This window comes from Micromonospora purpureochromogenes (genome assembly GCF_900091515.1).
Classification (GTDB): Bacteria; Actinomycetota; Actinomycetes; order Mycobacteriales; family Micromonosporaceae; genus Micromonospora; species Micromonospora purpureochromogenes.
In genome coordinates this window covers 1022030-1039557 of the sequence record NZ_LT607410.1, presented here as the reverse complement: position 1 = coordinate 1039557, position 17528 = coordinate 1022030, and the positions used below count along the sequence as shown (strand labels likewise).

Sequence of the window (17528 nt, the reverse complement as noted above, 5' to 3'; positions counted from 1 at the left end):
CGGCACGGCCGATCACCCGACGCGACCGGGCAGCTCGGCTCAGGGGACGGCGACGAGCTGCGCCTCCACCTGGACCGGCCGCGGACCGACGGCGGAGAACTCGACCCGGTTGAGCAGCGGCTGCTCGGGCGGGGCGTCCCCCGGCTCCATCCATTCGGGCAGCTCGAGCTCACCCAGCTCACCGTCGCAGTTGGTCTGGGACGTGTCCATGTTCGGGCCCCGGATGATCGAGATCAGCAGCTCGCCCGGGCCGGTACAGCGGTACTGCAACAGCTGCCGCGCCCCGTCGACCAGCGACTCCCGGCGTACCGGTTCCTCGCCCGGGGCCAACGTCATGTGCTCCCGCCAGAGGGTGTCGGTGAACCCGGGCAGCGCCAGGTCGCCGGCCTCGCCCGGCAGCTCCGTCGCCTCGATGACGCGGCCGGTCTCGGCGTCGATGTGGACCCGGACGGCCGTGCCGGGGTTCGCGGCGAGCACCTCGTCGAGGGTCTGCGGGGATCGGGACGGGACGACACCGCGCGGTGCCGCGCTCGCGCCGAGCGCCACCCCGTGCGGGCCGGTGGCCGGCGAGTTGGCCCACCACCACCCGCCACCCACCGCCACGGCGAGCAGGGTGGCCGCCGCCAGCAGTCCGCCGCGCAGCCGGTCGTCGGCCCGGTCGTCCATCCGGCGAGCCTAACCGCGGCGGTCCAGCAGGGCGGCGTAGAGGGTGAGGCCCGGCCCGAAGGCCAGCATCACGATCCGCCGCGGCGGCACGGCGGCCCGCACCAGCCGGTCCAGGATCAGCAGGACCGTCGGGGACGAACAGTTGCCGTGCTCGTCCAGCGTGGCCCGGGAGGCGGCGAGGGCCTCCGGCGGCAGCGCCAGCTCGCGTTCCACCACGTTGAGGATGCGCGGGCCGCCCGGATGCACCGCCCAGCCGTCCACCTCGGCGATGCCCGTGCCGTGCCGGGCCAGCAGGTCGTCCACCAGCCCCCGCACGTGGGTCGAGAGCACCTGCGGGACCTTCGGCGACAGGCCCATCCGGAAACCGGTGTCGGTGACGTCCCAGGTCATGTGGTCGGCGGTCGAGGTGTCGGTGATCGAGGTGACCTCGCGCAGCGCGTACCCGTTGGGCGATCCGGGACCGGCCGCGCCGGGGACCACCACCGCGGCGACCGCGGCGTCGGAGAAGAGCGCGTGCGAGACGATCTGCTGAGTGTCCATCCGGGCGCTGGCCGGCTGGATGTGCAGGCTGGTCAGCTCGGCGCAGAGCAGCAGCGCCGGCCGCCCCCGCGCGGTGACGAAGTCGGCCGCCGCGCCGAGCCCGGGCAGCGCGGCGTAGCAGCCCATGTGCCCGACGAACATCCGCTGCGTGTCGGGGGCCATGCCCAGGTCCCGGGCGAGCAGGATGTCCAGCCCCGGCGTGGCGTACCCGGTGCAGGAGCAGACCACGAAGAGCCCGATGTCGCCGGCGGCGAGACCGGCCGAGGTCAGCGCCCGGCCCACCGCCTCCTTGCCCAGCGGCAGCGCCTCGACCTGGTAGCGACGCATCCGGCGCTCGGTCGGCCACTCGGAGACGTCCTCCAGCAGCGGGTTGACCGCGGCCTGCCGGCGGGTCACCCCGGAGTTGGCGAAGATCCGCTCGGCGAGCGCCCGGGTGGTGCCGGAGAAGTGCCGGGAGAAGAAGCCCTCCCAGAGCTCGTCCTGTGCGGCCCCCGGCGGCTGCGCCGTACCGAGCCCCGCGATCACTGGTACGGCCATGTCCCCCACCTCTCGTCCACGACTGCACGCCCGGCGACCGCCCCCGCCCCAGGAACGACCACCCTCGCCGAACTATTCGCCCTCACCCGTGCCGCTTTTGGTTCGGGCTGCGGGGGCTCGCACCCCGGCGAACTCCTCGCCCTCACCGTGCCGCCCTCCGTTCGGGCTGCGGGGCTCGCAACCCCGGCGAACTCCTCGCCCTCACCAACGAGGGGTCGATCCGTCGCGATCCGGGTCCCCGCCCAACGCCGCGATGCCGAGCCAGTCCGCGCAGACGTCCGAGGTCGCGGGGTGCAGCGACCCGCAGCGGGCGTCCCGGTAGAGCCGCTCCAGCGGATGACCCCGTCGGGTCGCCGACGTGCCGGCCGCCTCCAGCACGGACGCCGCCACGTCGGCCGCGGTCGTGCCGGCGAGCAGCTTGGCCCGCCAGACCCAGCGGTTGGTCTCGGCGTCACCGGGGGCCTCGTCGACCCGGCGGGCCGCCTCCGCCACCACCAGCTGCGCCGCCGCCACCGCCGCGTCGGCCCGACCCAACCTGGCCCGTACCGCCGGCAGGCCGGCCAGGTCGCGGGCGTTCAGGTGCTCGGCCGCCGCGTCCACCGCCGCCCGGGCCACCCCGACGTAGACGGCGGCGTAGCTGGCCACCAGCCAGTGCGGCATCAGCTGGGCCACCACCAGCGCCAGGCCCTCCACCCCGCCGAGCAGCCGGTCCGCCGGGACGGTCACGTCCAGGTGCAGGTCGTGCGAGGAGGTGGCCCGCATGCCGAGCGAGTCCCAGGTCGGCTCCACGGTCAGCCCCTCGCCGGCCGGCACCAGGAACTGGGAGACCATCGACTGGTCGGCGGCGCTGCGCGCGGCCACCAGATAGCCGTCCGGGTGCCCGGCGCCGGAGCAGAAGGTCTTGCTGCCCTTGATGTGCCAGCCGCCGTCGACCGGCTCGTAGACCGTGCTGAGCTGGGACAGCCGGGCACCCGCGCCGCGTTCGCTCATCGCGACCGCGTACCAGGAGCCCTCGGCCGCCGCGCGGAGCAGGCGGTCCCGGGCGGCCAGCGCCTCGTCCGGTACGCCCAACGCCTCGGCCAGCTCCTCGGTGACCGCGCCCAGCGCGCCGGTGACCGAGGCGTGCATGTTGAACACCAGCGCCGTCGCGCCGTTGCCCCGGGCCAGCTCGGTGGCGACGGTCGCGTACTCGGCGAAGGTGCCGCCCGCGCCCCCCAGCTCGCGCGGCACCATCAGCCCGAAGAGACCGGCCTCGCGCAGGTCGGCGAAGTCGTCGACGGGGAACGAGCCGTCCCGGTCGTGCCGTGCCGCCCGCGCGGCGAACCGCGGCGCCAACCGGCGGGCCGCCGCCAGCGCGTTCACCGTCATGTCGCCCCCTCCTGCGTCCCTGTACCCCCGCGCGCTCCGGTTACCCGTGCCACACCCCGTGTCCCTGGTAGAGCACGGCGACCGACCGGGTCGGCCTCATCCGGGGCTGCCGCCCGTCGACCGTCCCGGAAGGACGGCCGCGGGCCCGCCGGACGAGCCAGGCCAGTGTCCCGCGCAGGCTCGGCCGGATCCCCCGGATTCGCAGGTGTACGCCGTGCCGCGCGCACTCGGCCACCAGCTCCCGGGCGTCCACGAACAACCGTGGATCATGGATGCCCCGGGGCACCGTCGGCAGCCGCTCCCCGATGCGTACCGCCAGCAGCCGGGCCAGCGCGGTGTCGTTGAGGGTGTCCAGCACCAGCAGGCCACCGGGGCGCAGCAGGCGGCACGCCTCGGCCACCACGCGCCGCCAGTCCGGTACGTGCTCCAGCAGCTCGCCGGCGGCCACCACGTCGGCACAGCCGTCGACCAGCGGCACCGCCGTGGCGTCGCCGTTGACCACCGTCACCCCGTGCGCGGCGGCCTGCGCCAGCGCGGACCGGGTCAGGTCGACCCCGACGTGCCGGTAGCCCTTGCCGGCCAGGTGCGGGGCGAGCAGCCCGGCGCCGCAGCCCAGGTCGACCAGCAGGGCGTCGGGCCGGGTGGCGGGCGGCACCAGGGCGGCGCGGGACCGCGCCAGCCAGTGCAGCATGGCGAACGCGCCGTCCGGTCGCCACCACTCGCCGGCCAGGTCGTCGTACTGGCGGGGGTCGTTGGGAGGCAGGACGCGGGGCGGAGTGGACACGGGACCGTTCCGCATGGACCGAGCGTGGCACGACTCCCCGGTAACGACCAGACTTCCCTTATGTCGCCGACGGTGTTAGGGCTGGTCAGGGCGAGCCATCCGGAGCCGGCCGCGGCGGTCACCGCGGTCTCCGGTCTGCTCGCGTGGGGGGCGGGGCACTCCCCGGCCGGCGTCGCCGCGGTCACCGCGACGGTGCTGGCCAGCCAACTCGCCGTCGGCTGGACCAACGACGCGCTGGACGCCGGGCGGGACGCCGCGGTGGGGCGTACCGACAAGCCGGTCGCCGCGGGCGCGGTGAGCCGGCGCACGGTGGCGGTGGGCGCGGTGCTCGCCGCCCTGGCGACCCCGCTGCTGGCGCTGACCACCAACCCGACCGCGGCGCTCTGGGTCACGATCGCCCTGGTCTCGGCGCTGCTCTACGACTGGCCGCTGAAGTCCAGCCCGGTCTCCGTGCTGCCGTACGCGGTGTCCTTCGGGACGCTGCCCGCCTTCGTGGTGCTGGCCCTGCCCGGCGCGCCCGCGCCACCGGCGTGGCTGGTCGCCGCCGCGGCCTGCCTCGGCGCGGGGGCGCACTTCGCCAACGTCCTGCCGGACCTCGCCGACGACGCGCGCACCGGGGTGCGCGGGCTGCCGCACCGGCTCGGGCCGGCGGGCAGCCGGCTCGCCGCCGCCGCGCTGCTGCTGGCCGCGACGGTCGTCCTGGTCGTCGGGCCGCCCGGGCCGCCGTCGTGGCTGGGCCTGTCGGCCGTGGCGGCCGCCGCCGTGGTGCCAGCGCTCGGCTGGTACGGCGGGCGCGCCGCGAGCGGAGCCGGCGGACGGCCGGTGACGGCCTTCCGGGCGGTGCTGGTGGTGGCCCTGATCGATGTGGTGCTGCTGGTCGCCAGCGGTCGGGTGATCTGACCGGCCCCCGGCCAGGTGGCAATACCGGGTCGCCGTGCGGCCGTCGATCAGCCCCAACTACCCTGGAGCGCGGTCTGCGCGGGTATGACCACCCCGCGCCCGGGGTACGGCCGGGTGGGGATCGTGACGAGGAGGACCGACGTGACGCGCTCGATCAGGGGTTCCCGGCGGGCGGCCCTGCTGCTGTCCGGCATGGCGGCGGCGACCGCCCTGCTGGCGACGGGATGCGGAGCCGGCCAGGTGGCCGAGACTTCCAACAAGGAGCCGTCGATCCAGGGCATCAACGTCCAGACTCCGGACAACGCCTACAAGGTGCGCGGCCTCTACGTGGAGTACCCCGGCACCCAGGGCCTGCGCACCGGCGCGAACGCCGCGCTCAACACCGTGATCTACAACGACACGCGGGACCCGGTGACCGTGACCGTCACCACGGACAGCGCGCGCGAGGTCGTGATCATCGGCAGGCCGGGCTCGACGCCCCCGCCGGAGAGCACCGCGCCGTCGGAGAGCGCGTCGCCGTCGGAGAGCGCCTCCCCCGCTGAGAGCGCGTCGCCGTCCGAGAGCGCATCGCCGTCCGGCTCGGCCTCGGCCAGCCCGTCGGAGAGCGCGTCGGCCGGCCCCTCGGCCCCGGCCGGCCAGCCGGCCCGCTTCGAGATCCCGGCGCTGAGCTACGTGCAGCTCAACGTGCAGGGTGGCCGCTACCTGCAGCTCGTCGGGCTGACCGAGGCGCTGCGCGTCGGCCAGCAGGTCAACCTGACCTTCGACTTCGGCAACGGCCGGACCATCCAGACCGGCGCTCCGATCGGCGTGCCGCTGACCCCGGCCGCCCCGGTCTCCCCGATCATCGAGCGCGAGGGCGGCTACGAGGGCGGTGGCGAGGAGGGCGGCTCCGGCCACGGCGGCTGATCCCCCCGCACGGAACTGTCGACACCGTCGGCGTGGTGACCACCACGCCGGCGGTGTTTTCGTCGTACCAGGGGGTTAGCGTCCTGTGGTGACCACCTCCCGATCGACCCCGGCACGGGGTGGCGCCGCCTCCGGCGCCTCCCGCGGCCGGGCCGCCCGCGAGCCCCGCCCGGCCTACGAGTGCGACGCCTGCGGGCACCAGCCGCCCAAGTGGGTGGGGCGCTGCCCCGAGTGCGGCGAGTGGGGCTCGGTGGTCGAGTGCACGGTGACCGGGCCGATGGTCTCCGGCCGGGTGGTCAGCTCCCGGCTGCCGGCCGAGCCGGCCCGGCCGATCGCCACGATCAGCGCCGCCCCCGCCCGGGCCCGGCCCACCGGCGTCAGCGAGCTGGACCGCGTCCTCGGCGGCGGCCTCGTGCCCGGCGCGGTGGTGCTGCTCGCCGGCGAGCCCGGGGTCGGCAAGTCGACGCTGCTGCTCGACGTGGCCCAGCAGTGGGCCGCCGGCGCCGGCAGCCCCTCCCTGGTGGTCAGCGGCGAGGAGTCGGTCAGCCAGGTCCGGCTGCGCGCCGAGCGGATGGGCACCCTGCACGACCAGCTCTACCTGGCCGCCGAGAGCGACCTGGGCGCGGTGCTCGGCCACCTCGACGCGGTCAAGCCGGGGCTGCTGGTGCTCGACTCGGTGCAGACCATCTCCACCACCGGCACCGAGGGAGTGCCGGGCGGGGTCACCCAGGTCCGGGCGGTCACCGCCGCCCTGGTCGCCGTCGCCAAGGAGCGCGGCATCGCCACCGTGCTGGTCGGCCACGTCACCAAGGACGGCCAGGTCGCCGGTCCCCGGGTGCTGGAGCACCTGGTCGACGTGGTGCTGCACTTCGAGGGCGACAAGCACTCGTCGCTGCGGATGGTCCGGGGCGTCAAGAACCGGTTCGGCGCCGCCGACGAGGTCGGCTGCTTCGAGATGCACGAGGGGGGCATCAGCAGCCTCGCCGACCCGTCCGGGCTCTTCCTGACCCGCTACTCGGAGCCGGTGCCCGGCACCTGCGTGACGGTCGCGATGGAGGGGCGGCGGGCCCTGGTCACCGAGGTGCAGGCGCTGATCGGCGCGACGGTGGCCGGTTCGCCGAGGCGGACGGTCTCCGGGCTGGACTCCGCCCGGCTGGCCATGGTGCTGGCCGTGCTCCAGCGCCGCACCGAGCGGCTGACGCTGCACGACCGGGAGGTCTTCGCCGCCACCGTCGGCGGCATCCGGGTGGTGGAGCCGGCGGCCGACCTGGCCGTCGCCCTGGCCGTCGCGTCCGGCGGGCTCAACCTGGCCATCGCGCCCAACCTGGTGGCGATCGGCGAGGTCGGGCTGACCGGCGAGGTGCGCCGGGTGGGCGCGGTCCCCCGCCGGCTGGCGGAGGCGGCCCGGCTCGGTTTCCGGGTGGCGCTGGTGCCACAGGGCTGCGGGCCGGGCAGCACCGGGGCGGGCCCGGAGAACATGCGAGTGATGGAGGTCACGGACGTGCGCTCGGCGCTGCAGTGTGTCGCCCGCGCATCCGCCGAATGACCGACGGTGGCCGCCGGGCCGGACCGGGCGGGCCATACCGGACAGCCCAGCACTTCAGGAATCCGATGCCGTGACACATCACAGTAACCACGACAGCACCCACCGCACGGCAGTCCGTAGACTGTGCGCGTGCCGATCGACCGCGACACCACCAAGCCTGCCGGCGCGACACCCCACGCCCGCACCGGTGCCGTGGGCTCGCCCGCCCGCACGATCAGCGTGAGCGTGACCGGGGGCGCCGGGAGCGCCGGCGATCCGCTGCGCGCCAACCTCGCCCTGATGGCGCCCGGCACCGCGCTGCGCGACGGCCTCGAGCGGATCCTGCGGGGCCGCACCGGCGCCCTGATCGTGCTCGGCTACGACAAGGTGGTCGACCAGATCTGCACCGGCGGCTTCCCGATGGACGTCGAGTTCTCGGCCACCCGGGTCCGCGAGCTGTGCAAGATGGACGGTGCGGTGGTGCTCTCCAGCGACGGCACCCGGATCGTCCAGGCGGGCGTGCACCTGATGCCCGACCCGTCCATCCCGACCGAGGAGTCCGGCACCCGGCACCGCACCGCGGAGCGGGTCGCCCGGCAGACCGGCTATCCGGTCATCTCGGTCAGCCAGTCCATGCGGATCATCAGCCTCTACGTCAACGGCCAGCGGCACGTCCTGGACGACTCGGCGGCCATCCTGTCCCGGGCCAACCAGGCGCTCGCCACCCTGGAGCGCTACAAGCTCCGCCTGGACGAGGTCTCCGGCACCCTCTCCGCGCTGGAGATCGAGGATCTGGTCACCGTCCGCGACGCGGTCGCGGTGGTGCAGCGGCTGGAGATGGTCCGCCGGATCGCCGACGAGATCGCCGGATACGTGGTCGAGCTGGGCACCGACGGCCGGCTGCTCGCCCTGCAGCTCGACGAGCTGATGGCCGGCGTGGACGCCGACCGCACCCTGGTCATCCGCGACTACCTGCCCACCGGCCGCAAGTCGCGCACCCTCGACGAGGCACTGGTCGAGCTGGACCTGCTCGGTGCCACCGAACTGATCGACCTGGTCTCGGTGGCCAAGGCGATCGGCTACCCGGCCGCCTCCGACGCCCTCGACGCGGCGGTCAGCCCACGCGGCTTCCGGCTGCTGGCCAAGGTGCCCCGGCTGCCGGTGGCGATCGTCGACCGGCTGGTCGTGCACTTCGGCAGTCTCCAGCGGCTCCTCGGCGCCACCGTGGAGGACCTCCAGGCCGTCGAGGGGGTCGGCGACGCCCGGGCCCGGGGCGTACGCGAAGGGCTTTCCCGGCTCGCCGAGGCGTCCATCCTGGAGCGGTACGTCTGACCGGTCCGGTCAGCCGGTGATGACCAGCTTCACGGGCTCGCTGAGCTTGGTGCCGACCCGGGCGAAGACCTGGTACGTCCCGGCGGGCGGCGTCGGACCGGCGGCCACCCCGCCGGCGCACCGGCTGACGTCCTTGCCGTTCCAGGTGAGCTGGTAGGAGCGCTCGAAGCCCGGGGTGAACGACTGCACATCCGAGCCCTTGCCGGTGCCGCAGGTGTCCGACGACCACACCTTCTCCGCACCCCGCTTGACGTAGAGCTCCTGGAGGTCGGCGCCGACGTCTCGGCTGCAGGTCCGCTGGGCGGTGTTCTTGACCCGCAGCGTCAGATCGACCAGGGCGCCCCGACGCACCTCGGACGGGAGCGCCTGCGAGGTCACGCTGAGCTCGGCGTCCGTGCAGGTGCCGTCGTCGACCACGGCCGGGCCGGCGGGCACGACGGGCGGCGCGGCCGGCGGCGCGGTGGTCGTACCCGGGTCACCGGCCGGACCGCCCCCGGAGTCCGGCGCGTCCGGCGTGGCCGTCGGTGCGGCGGACCCGGAGGCGGACACCGAACCGGTCGGCGCCGGATCGACGGCCGGCGACGTCGGGGTGGAGCCGGCCCCCGATGTCGTGGCGGTGTCCCCCGACTGGTTGCAGGAATAGAGCAGGACAATCAGGAAGAGAAGCCCCGCTCCGAGCACGACGGCGCGACGCCGCCAGTACACGGCGGATGGCAGGGGACCGACCGTCAGACGCATGATGCCCCCACCGTAGCGGCGCACCGCACTCCCACCCGTCGCGACGCGCCGGACACCGACCCGATCACCGCCTGCACCCTCCACTCACGACAGCCGGCGGCGGCCGGTCACAGGTAGACCTTGCGCTGGTAGACGGCGTGTGCGCCGGCGACCCGATCGAGGAAGAGCAGCCCCGAGCAGTGGTCGATCTCGTGTTGCAGCGCGCGCGCCTCGAAGCCGTCGGTGACCAGCCGCACCGGCTTTCCGGTGCCGGGCAGGTCGCCCTCCACCACCAGCCGACTGGCCCGCTTCACGTCCCCGGTCAGGTCCGGCACCGACATGCAGCCCTCCCGCCCCGGCTTCCACCGGGTCGCCTCGACCACCCGCGCGTTGCAGAGCACGAAGGTGCCGTGCACGGTGACCGCCTTCGGGTGACCAGTGACGTCCACGGCGAACACCTGCGCGCCCACGCCCACCTGCGGGGCGGCCAGCCCCACGCAGCCCGGCGAGACGCGCATGGTGGCGATCAGGTCGGCGGCCAGCTGGACGGTCTCCACCGCGGTGGGGTCGACCGCGCCACCGGGCCGGCTCAGCACCGGGTGCGGAGCGGCGACCACCTGACGTACCTCGCCGGGCACGGCCAGCGTCTCCGGAGTCCAGTCGCCGAGGCCGGCGTAGTCCTCCTCGCTCACAGCAGATCCGGGTCGGCCGGCCGCAGGGACACCTCGACGCCCAGCTCGGCGGCGGTGGCCGCAAGGCGTCCAGCCAGCTCGTCCGCGCTGCCCGGCGGCAGGTCCACCTCCGCCACCACCACGTAGAGCGAACCGGCGAGCCGGGTGCTCAGGTCGGTCACGTTGCCGCCGGCGTCGGCGAGCACCCGGGTCATCGCCGCCACGATGCCCATCCGGTCCGCGCCGTGCACCGCCATCACGTACGGCTCCCCGGCCCGCGCCGCCACCCCGTCGGGCGTGACCGCGCGTACCGTGGCCAGCAGCTGGCCGTCGGCGGCGAGCGGGGCCAGGGCGGCCTCCACCTCGGCGGCGGCCGGGCCGACGCAGATCAGGGTCATCGCGAAGTGACCGCGCAGCCGGGTCATGGTGGAGTCGGTGAGGTTCGCGCCGAGCCGGGCGAGCACCTCGGCGACGTCGGCCACGATGCCGGGCCGGTCCCGGCCGATGACGGTGATCGCGAGCTCGTTCATCCGGGCATTCTGCACGATCCGCGCCGGCGGGCCGCGTCGCCCCGCCCGGGTCGCCCATCCAGCGGGACCGTCCCGCGTGACATCATCGGCGACGCGATGACTGAACCGACTTTCGCCACCCTGGTCAGCCGGTGGTACGAGGAGAACGCCCGCGACCTGCCCTGGCGCGAACCCGGGGTCGGCGCCTGGGCGATCCTGGTCAGCGAGGTGATGCTCCAGCAGACCCCGGTGGTCCGGGTGCTGCCCGCCTGGCGGGCCTGGCTGGACCGCTGGCCCGATCCAGCCGCGCTGGCCGCCGACACGCCGGCCGAGGCGATCCGGATGTGGGGCCGGCTCGGCTACCCCCGTCGGGCGGTACGGCTGCGCGACTGCGCGGTGGCGATCGTGGAACGGCACGGCGGCGAGGTGCCCGACAAGCTGGACCAGCTGCTGGCGCTGCCCGGCGTCGGCACGTACACGGCGCGGGCGGTGGCGGCCTTCGCGTACGGGCAGCGGCACCCGGTGGTGGACACCAACGTCCGGCGGGTGGTGTCCCGGGCGGTGGCCGGCGAGCCGGACGCCGGACCGGCCACCCGACCGGCCGACCTGGTCGCCTGCGAGGAGCTGCTGCCGCTCGAACCGGCCGCCGCCGCGCTGGCCAGTGCGGCGTTCATGGAACTCGGCGCGGTGGTGTGCACGGCCCGCTCGCCGCGCTGCCCGGTCTGCCCGGTCGAGTCGGTCTGCGCGTGGCGGGCCTCCGGCCAGGAGGCGCCCGCCGGCCCGACCCGACGCCCCCAGCGGTACGCCGGCACCGACCGGCAGGTGCGCGGGCTGCTGCTCGGAGTGCTCCGGGAGGCCACCGGCCCGGTCCCGCACCAGCGTCTCGACCAGGTGTGGACCGACGACGTGCAGCGGGCGCGGGCGCTGGCCGGGCTGGTCACCGACGGGCTGGTGGAACCGGTCGGCGAGGCCGCCTTCCGCCTGGTCGGCGACGGCCCCGCTCCACTCCCCCTCCCCTGACTCCACCTCCGCGTCGGGGGGCCCGACCGCCCGAGGCCGGGTGATCGACTCCGTTTGCGGCGTGTCGCGGGTCGTGCGTCCCGGACACCGCTACCCGCCGCGAAGCGGACGGTAGCCTGGCCGGTCGCGCAGGGATCGGCACGCCAAAGGCGGCGGCCCCGGATGGCTCTCGCCGTCCGGGGCCGCCGCCCTCGTGCTGTCGTCCTTACTCGTCCGCCCCCGCGGTGGCCGCGCCACCGAGGTCGGCCGGAACGGCGTCCGGCACCTCGGCCGGCCGGTCCGAGCCGCGGAAGACCAGCTTGGACTTGTCGATGTTCTCCGGGTCGCCCTCGCAGTCCACCACCACGATCTGACCCGGGGTCAGCTCGTTGAAGAGGATCCGCTCGGAGAGGTTGTCCTCGATGTCGCGCTGGATCGTGCGACGCAGCGGACGGGCGCCCAGCACCGGGTCGAAGCCCTTCTTCGCCAGGTACTTCTTGGCGTTGTCGGTCAGCTCCAGGCCCATGTCCTTGTTGCGCAGCTGGCCCTCGATCCGCTGGATCATGATGTCCACGATCGAGAGGATCTCCGACTCACGCAGCTGGTGGAAGACGATGGTGTCGTCGATCCGGTTCAGGAACTCAGGCCGGAAGTGCTGCTTGAGCTCATCGTTGACCTTCTGCTTCATCCGGTCGTAGTTCGACTCGGAGTCCTCAGAGGCCTGGAAGCCCAGCGACACCGCCTTGGCGACGTCACGGGTACCGAGGTTGGTGGTCAGGATGATGACCGTGTTCTTGAAGTCCACGATCCGACCCTGACCGTCGGTGAGCCGACCGTCCTCCAGGATCTGGAGCAGCGTGTTGAACACGTCCGGGTGGGCCTTCTCGATCTCGTCGAAGAGGACCACCGAGAACGGCCGACGCCGCACCTTCTCGGTCAGCTGACCACCCTCGTCGTACCCGACGTAGCCGGGAGGGGCACCCACCAGCCGGGAGACCGTGTAGCGGTCGTGGAACTCGGACATGTCCAGCTGGATGAGGGCGTCCTCGCTGCCGAACAGGAACTCGGCCAGCGCCTTGGAGAGCTCGGTCTTACCCACGCCGGACGGGCCGGCGAAGATGAACGAGCCGGACGGACGCTTCGGGTCCTTCAGGCCGGCCCGGGTACGCCGGATCGCCTTCGAGACCGCCTTGACCGCGTCCTCCTGGCCGATGACGCGCTTGTGCAGCTCGTCCTCCATGCGCAGCAGGCGCGAGGTCTCCTCCTCGGTCAGCTTGTAGACCGGGATACCGGTCCAGTTGCCGAGCACCTCGGCGATCTGCTCGTCGTCGACCTCGCTGACGACGTCCAGGTCACCGGCCTTCCACTCCTTCTCCCGCTGCGCCTTCTGACCGAGGAGCTGCTTCTCCTTGTCACGCAGCTGGGCGGCGCGCTCGAAGTCCTGCGCGTCGATCGCGGACTCCTTGTCGCGGCGCACCTGGGCGATGCGCTCGTCGAAGTCGCGCAGGTCTGGCGGCGCGGTCATCCGACGGATCCGCATCCGGGCACCGGCCTCGTCGATCAGGTCGATCGCCTTGTCCGGCAGGAAGCGGTCCGAGATGTACCGGTCGGCCAGGGTCGCGGCTGCCACGAGGGCTGCGTCGGTGATGCTCACCCGGTGGTGCGCCTCGTACCGGTCGCGCAGACCCTTGAGGATCTCGATGGTGTGGGCCAGCGACGGCTCACCCACCTGGATCGGCTGGAAGCGGCGCTCGAGAGCGGCGTCCTTCTCCAGGTGCTTGCGGTACTCGTCGAGAGTGGTCGCGCCGATGGTCTGCAGCTCGCCACGGGCCAGCATCGGCTTGAGGATGCTCGCCGCGTCGATCGCGCCCTCGGCGGCACCCGCACCCACCAGGGTGTGGATCTCGTCGATGAACAGGATGATGTCGCCGCGGGTGCGGATCTCCTTGAGCACCTTCTTCAGGCGCTCCTCGAAGTCACCGCGGTAGCGGGAACCGGCGACCAGGGCGCCGAGGTCCAGCGTGTAGAGCTGCTTGTCCTTCAGCGTCTCGGGCACCTCGCCCTTGATGATCTTCTGGGACAGCCCCTCCACCACGGCGGTCTTGCCGACGCCCGGCTCACCGATCAGGACCGGGTTGTTCTTGGTACGGCGGGAGAGCACCTGCATGACCCGCTCGATTTCCTTCTCGCGCCCGATCACCGGGTCGAGCTTGCCCTCGCGGGCGGCCTGGGTCAGGTTGCGGCCGAACTGGTCCAGCACGAGGCTGGTCGACGGCGCGGCCTCACCCGGCGCGGCGCCCGCCGCGGCCGGCTCCTTGCCCTGGTAGCCGGAGAGCAGCTGGATCACCTGCTGGCGGACCCGGTTGAGGTCCGCGCCGAGCTTGACCAGCACCTGGGCGGCGACGCCCTCACCCTCGCGGATCAGACCGAGCAGGATGTGCTCCGTGCCGATGTAGTTGTGGCCGAGCTGCAGCGCCTCGCGCAGCGACAGCTCCAGCACCTTCTTGGCCCGCGGCGTGAACGGGATGTGCCCGCTCGGCGCCTGCTGGCCCTGGCCGATGATCTCCTCGACCTGCTGGCGGACGCCCTCGAGGGAGATGCCGAGGCTCTCCAGGGCCTTTGCCGCGACGCCTTCACCCTCGTGGATGAGGCCCAGCAGGATGTGCTCCGTACCGATGTAGTTGTGGTTGAGCATCCGGGCCTCTTCTTGGGCCAGGACGACAACCCGTCGCGCTCGGTCGGTGAACCGCTCGAACATGCCCTCGTGCTCCTCACGTGCCGTGCGCCTTGATGTTCTAGATCTTGGCGGGGCCGGTGCGCGGACGTCCGGGACGGGCGTCCGTGCCTCCTTACTCTATCGCCGCCGACCGACTCCGCTGAGGTCGTGTGTCCTCGCGATGAGCCGTTCTGACGTCGTTTTGAACAACCATCCGCGCTCAGGAGGTGTTCCGGGACCCCGACCTGTACGCGCAGAGCGAAATTCGCCTCGGGTGCGGAAGCTCCCCGGCGGACCGGTGGCTCGTCCACAGGTTGTGGACAGATTCTCCACCGCCTGTGGACAACGCCGCCCCCGGCGGGAATCTTCCCGCCCGCTGGGCCCCGCCGCGCCGGTGCCGCACGAGGCAACTCCGGGCCGCCCCGCCCCGTTCATCACAGCCAGCACATCCGGCCCCGGCGCCCCACGGGCCGGGTAAACGGCGACGCCGGCCCGGAGTGGTGCTCCGGCCCGGCGTCGTGTCGCCCCTGGCGCTGGCGCTGGCGTCAGTGACCCGCCTTGGAGTGGTACTCGTCGACGATCTCCTGCGGGATGCGGCCCCGGTCGGAGATCTCCTTGCCGGACTTCTTGGCCCAGGCCCGGATCGCCTTGTTCTGCTCGCGGTCGGCGGTGGCGCCGCCCCGGCCCCGCGCCGCCCGGCCACCCACGACCACGCCGCCACGACCGACCCGGGTGCCCGCCGCCACGTACGGCGCGAATACGTCGCGCAATTTCTCGGCGTTGGAGTTCGACAGGTCGATCTCGTACTGAACGCCGTCGAGGGCGAACTTGACGGTCTCGTCCGCGTCCCCGCCGTCCAGGTCATCGACCAGCTTGTGAATGATCTGCTTGGCCACGTCCCACATTCCTTTCGAGCAGGGTGCTCCTGCAATAGAAGCACAATAACCTGCGCGGCGCTCGACCCGTCAATAGGATGCGGTAACGAGCCGGAGAAGCTTCCGACTCACTCCGGGCGGACCAACGGGAAGAGGATGGTCTCCCGAATTCCGAGACCGGTCAGCGCCATCAGAAGTCGGTCGATTCCCATTCCCATACCGCCGGCCGGCGGCATTCCGTACTCCATCGCGCGCAGAAAGTCCTCGTCCAGCCGCATGGCCTCGTCGTCGCCGCGGGCGGCCAACTGCGCCTGGGCGACCAGCCGCTCCCGCTGCACCACCGGGTCCACCAGCTCCGAGTACGCGGTGCCCAGCTCGAAGCCGAGGACGTAGAGGTCCCACTTCTCGGCCAGCCCCGGCTCGCTGCGGTGCGCCCGGGTCAGCGGGCTGGTCTCCTCCGGGTAGTCGCGCACGAAGGTGGGGGCCTGCAGGCCCGGCACGACCAGTTCCTCGAACAGTTCCTCGGCCAGCTTGCCCGGCCCCCACTTCGGGTCCACGGCGAGTCCCACCTTGTCGGCGTACTCCACCAGGCGGGACCGTTCGGTGCGGACCGTGACCTCCTCGCCGAGCGCCTCGGAAAGCACCCCGAACAGCGTCACCGAGCGCCACTCGCCGCCCAGGTCGAAGTCGCGGCCGTCGGCGTGGGTCACCACGGTCGAGCCGCTGACCGCGATCGCCGCCTGCTGCACCAGATTGCGGGTCAGCTCGGCCATCGTGTCGTAGTCGCCGTACGCCTGGTAGGTCTCCAGCATCGCGAACTCCGGCGAGTGCGAAGAGTCGACGCCCTCATTACGGAAGTTGCGGTTGATCTCGAAGACCCGGTCGACGCCGCCGACCACGGCCCGCTTGAGAAACAGTTCCGGCGCGATTCGCAGATACAGGTCGGTGTTCAACGCATTGCTGTGGGTCACGAATGGGCGGGCCGCCGCCCCGCCGTGCAGCAACTGCAGCATCGGGGTCTCGACCTCGATGAATCCCTGCCCGTGCAGCGAATCGCGCAGGCTGCGCACCGCCGCCGCCCGGGTACGCACCATCTGCCGCGCCTGCGGGCGGACGACCAGGTCGACGTAGCGCTGGCGGACCCGGGCCTCCTCGCTCAGCGGCTTGTGCGCCACCGGCAGCGGGCGCAGCGCCTTGGCGGTGACCGCCCACTCCTGGGCCAGCACGGACAGCTCGCCCCGGCGGCTGGTGATCACCTCACCGGTCACCCCGACGTGGTCGCCGAGGTCGACCAGGCGCTTCCAGTCCTCCAGCCGCTCGGCGCCCACCCGGTCCAGGGAGAGCATGGCCTGGAGTTCGGTGCCGTCGCCGTCGCGCAGCGTCGCGAAGCAGAGCTTGCCGGTGTTCCGTACGAAGATCACCCGGCCGGTGACCGAGACCTGGTCGCCGGTCGCGGTGTCGGTGGGCAGCTCGGCGTACTTCGCGCGGACCTCGGCCAGCGTGCTGGTCCGGGGGAAACCCACCGGGTACGGCTCGATGCCCTCGGCGAGCATCCGGTCCCGCTTCTCCCGGCGGACCTTCATCTGCTCGGGAAGGTCGTCGGCGGGATCCACTGGCACGGCGTTCTGCTCGGTCACGGCACTGTCCTCAGAAAGGAGATATCGGCGGGGTCAGCCCCCGAGCGTACTCAAGCGCCCAGGTCGCCGTTACGGGATAACCTGCCGCTCATGACCGACCCCACTCACGCGCTGTCCTTCGGGGCGGCCGCCACCGACTACGACCGGTTCCGGCCCCGCTATCCGCAGGCCGCCGTCCGCTGGGCCCTGGCGAGCGTCGAGGCGCCGGCCCGGGTGGTCGACCTCGGCGCCGGCACCGGCATCCTCAGTCGCGCGATCCTCGACCTGGGCCACGAGGTGCTGCCGGTGGAGCCCGATCCGGGCATGCGGGCCCAGTTGGCCGCCGCCACCCCGGGCAGCACCGCGCTGGCCGGCAGCGCCGAGTCGGTGCCGCTGCCGGACGGGACGGCCGACGCGGTCCTGGTGGGGCAGGCCTACCACTGGTTCGACAAGGAGCGGGCGCACGCCGAGATCGCCCGGGTGCTCCGGACGGGCGGGACGTTCGCCCCGATCTGGAACACCCGGGACGGCAGCGTCGGCTGGGTGGCCGAGCTGGACCGGATCGCCGAGCTCCACGACGACGCCGGCGACCTGACCGAGAAGATCACCGACTTCGGTCCGGCCTTCGGCCCGGTCGAACTGGGCGAGTTCGCCCACCGGGTCACGCTGACCCCGGACGAGGTCCTCGGCATGCTGCGTACCCGTTCGAACTGGCTGACCGCCACGCCCCGGCAACGGCAGCGGGTCGACTCGGAGCTGCGGGAACTGTTCGCCACCCACCCCGATCTGGCCGGGCGGGAGACGGTCGAGCTGCCGTACCGGACGCTGGTCTTCCGGGCCCGGCGGCGCTGAGCCCCCGGGCGGCGC

The 17528-nt window shown here is 73.3% G+C and carries 16 protein-coding genes; 6 read left to right on the top strand and 10 right to left on the bottom strand.

Going from position 1 to position 17528, the window contains the following annotated elements:
• Nucleotides 1-39: 39 nt before the first annotated feature.
• The 4 genes from GA0074696_RS04800 to GA0074696_RS04785 all read right to left on the bottom strand — a co-directional run bounded on the left by GA0074696_RS04800 (nt 40) and on the right by GA0074696_RS04785 (nt 3910).
• Nucleotides 40-666: a hypothetical protein gene (locus tag GA0074696_RS04800; protein WP_088959972.1), complete on the bottom strand. Its 627-nt coding sequence runs from the start codon at nt 664-666 to the stop codon at nt 40-42.
• A 9-nt stretch (nt 667-675) separates the two neighbouring features.
• Nucleotides 676-1743 carry a type III polyketide synthase gene (locus GA0074696_RS04795; protein ID WP_088959971.1) on the bottom strand — a complete coding sequence of 356 codons (1068 nt, stop codon included), beginning with the start codon at nt 1741-1743 and terminating at the stop codon, nt 676-678.
• 201 nt (nt 1744-1944) lie between these two features.
• Nucleotides 1945-3111, bottom strand: coding sequence for an acyl-CoA dehydrogenase family protein (locus GA0074696_RS04790; protein WP_088959970.1), 1167 nt, complete (start codon nt 3109-3111; stop codon nt 1945-1947).
• 40 nt (nt 3112-3151) lie between these two features.
• Nucleotides 3152-3910 (bottom strand): methyltransferase domain-containing protein, encoded by a 759-nt coding sequence (locus GA0074696_RS04785; RefSeq protein ID WP_088959969.1) that lies wholly within the window; start codon nt 3908-3910, stop codon nt 3152-3154.
• 45 nt (nt 3911-3955) lie between these two features.
• Between GA0074696_RS04785 and GA0074696_RS04780 the strand changes: the two genes are divergently transcribed.
• The 4 genes from GA0074696_RS04780 (at nt 3956) to disA (ending at nt 8558) form a co-directional block, all read left to right on the top strand.
• The gene (locus GA0074696_RS04780) at nt 3956-4795 is read left to right on the top strand and encodes a UbiA family prenyltransferase (protein ID WP_088959968.1); all 840 of its coding nucleotides are present in this window, start codon (nt 3956-3958) and stop codon (nt 4793-4795) included.
• Between the two features lie 141 nt (nt 4796-4936).
• Nucleotides 4937-5701: a copper chaperone PCu(A)C gene (locus GA0074696_RS04775; protein ID WP_088959967.1), complete on the top strand. Its 765-nt coding sequence runs from the start codon at nt 4937-4939 to the stop codon at nt 5699-5701.
• An 88-nt stretch (nt 5702-5789) separates the two neighbouring features.
• Nucleotides 5790-7247, top strand: coding sequence for a DNA repair protein RadA (radA, locus tag GA0074696_RS04770; RefSeq protein WP_088964358.1), 1458 nt, complete (start codon nt 5790-5792; stop codon nt 7245-7247).
• 129 nt (nt 7248-7376) lie between these two features.
• Nucleotides 7377-8558 (top strand): DNA integrity scanning diadenylate cyclase DisA, encoded by a 1182-nt coding sequence (disA, locus tag GA0074696_RS04765; protein WP_088964357.1) that lies wholly within the window; start codon nt 7377-7379, stop codon nt 8556-8558.
• A gap of 9 nt (nt 8559-8567) precedes the next feature.
• On the opposite strand, the gene GA0074696_RS04760 is transcribed toward disA, so the two are convergent.
• The 3 genes from GA0074696_RS04760 to GA0074696_RS04750 form a co-directional block, all read right to left on the bottom strand.
• Nucleotides 8568-9296 (bottom strand): hypothetical protein, encoded by a 729-nt coding sequence (locus GA0074696_RS04760; protein WP_088959966.1) that lies wholly within the window; start codon nt 9294-9296, stop codon nt 8568-8570.
• 107 nt (nt 9297-9403) lie between these two features.
• Nucleotides 9404-9967 carry a peptide deformylase gene (locus tag GA0074696_RS04755; RefSeq protein WP_088959965.1) on the bottom strand — a complete coding sequence of 188 codons (564 nt, stop codon included), beginning with the start codon at nt 9965-9967 and terminating at the stop codon, nt 9404-9406.
• A complete protein-coding gene (locus GA0074696_RS04750) occupies nt 9964-10476 on the bottom strand; it encodes a glycine cleavage system protein R (RefSeq protein WP_088959964.1) in 513 nt (170 codons plus the stop codon). Before GA0074696_RS04750 ends, GA0074696_RS04755 begins: the two co-directional genes overlap by 4 nt.
• A 96-nt stretch (nt 10477-10572) precedes the next feature.
• Here GA0074696_RS04750 and GA0074696_RS04745 point away from each other — a divergent pair, with 96 nt between their 5' ends.
• On the top strand, nt 10573-11475 hold the full coding sequence (locus tag GA0074696_RS04745; protein ID WP_088959963.1) for an HhH-GPD family protein: 903 nt from the start codon (nt 10573-10575) through the stop codon (nt 11473-11475).
• Between the two features lie 205 nt (nt 11476-11680).
• On the opposite strand, the gene GA0074696_RS04740 is transcribed toward GA0074696_RS04745, so the two are convergent.
• The 3 genes from GA0074696_RS04740 to lysS form a co-directional block, all read right to left on the bottom strand.
• The gene (locus tag GA0074696_RS04740; protein ID WP_088959962.1) at nt 11681-14212 is read right to left on the bottom strand and encodes an ATP-dependent Clp protease ATP-binding subunit; all 2532 of its coding nucleotides are present in this window, start codon (nt 14210-14212) and stop codon (nt 11681-11683) included.
• Between the two features lie 503 nt (nt 14213-14715).
• Nucleotides 14716-15066, bottom strand: coding sequence for a histone-like nucleoid-structuring protein Lsr2 (locus tag GA0074696_RS04735; RefSeq protein WP_172894171.1), 351 nt, complete (start codon nt 15064-15066; stop codon nt 14716-14718).
• 107 nt (nt 15067-15173) lie between these two features.
• A complete protein-coding gene (lysS, locus tag GA0074696_RS04730; protein WP_088959960.1) occupies nt 15174-16682 on the bottom strand; it encodes a lysine--tRNA ligase in 1509 nt (502 codons plus the stop codon).
• A 90-nt stretch (nt 16683-16772) separates the two neighbouring features.
• On the opposite strand from lysS, the gene GA0074696_RS04725 reads away from it, so the two are divergent.
• On the top strand, nt 16773-17513 hold the full coding sequence (locus tag GA0074696_RS04725; protein ID WP_088959959.1) for a class I SAM-dependent methyltransferase: 741 nt from the start codon (nt 16773-16775) through the stop codon (nt 17511-17513).
• Nucleotides 17514-17528 lie beyond the last annotated feature (15 nt).

What these genes read in the sequence shown, in the direction of transcription:
- GA0074696_RS04760 (WP_088959966.1), bottom strand. Translation starts at nt 9,296, where the DNA reads ATGCGTCTGACGGTCGGTCCCCTGCCATCCGCCGTGTACTGGCGGCGT.
- GA0074696_RS04780 (WP_088959968.1), top strand. Translation starts at nt 3,956, where the DNA reads ATGTCGCCGACGGTGTTAGGGCTGGTCAGGGCGAGCCATCCGGAGCCG.
- GA0074696_RS04745 (WP_088959963.1), top strand. Translation starts at nt 10,573, where the DNA reads ATGACTGAACCGACTTTCGCCACCCTGGTCAGCCGGTGGTACGAGGAG.
- GA0074696_RS04750 (WP_088959964.1), bottom strand. Translation starts at nt 10,476, where the DNA reads ATGAACGAGCTCGCGATCACCGTCATCGGCCGGGACCGGCCCGGCATC.
- GA0074696_RS04795 (WP_088959971.1), bottom strand. Translation starts at nt 1,743, where the DNA reads ATGGCCGTACCAGTGATCGCGGGGCTCGGTACGGCGCAGCCGCCGGGG.
- GA0074696_RS04725 (WP_088959959.1), top strand. Translation starts at nt 16,773, where the DNA reads ATGACCGACCCCACTCACGCGCTGTCCTTCGGGGCGGCCGCCACCGAC.
- GA0074696_RS04800 (WP_088959972.1), bottom strand. Translation starts at nt 666, where the DNA reads ATGGACGACCGGGCCGACGACCGGCTGCGCGGCGGACTGCTGGCGGCG.
- GA0074696_RS04740 (WP_088959962.1), bottom strand. Translation starts at nt 14,212, where the DNA reads ATGTTCGAGCGGTTCACCGACCGAGCGCGACGGGTTGTCGTCCTGGCC.
- GA0074696_RS04790 (WP_088959970.1), bottom strand. Translation starts at nt 3,111, where the DNA reads ATGACGGTGAACGCGCTGGCGGCGGCCCGCCGGTTGGCGCCGCGGTTC.
- GA0074696_RS04785 (WP_088959969.1), bottom strand. Translation starts at nt 3,910, where the DNA reads ATGCGGAACGGTCCCGTGTCCACTCCGCCCCGCGTCCTGCCTCCCAAC.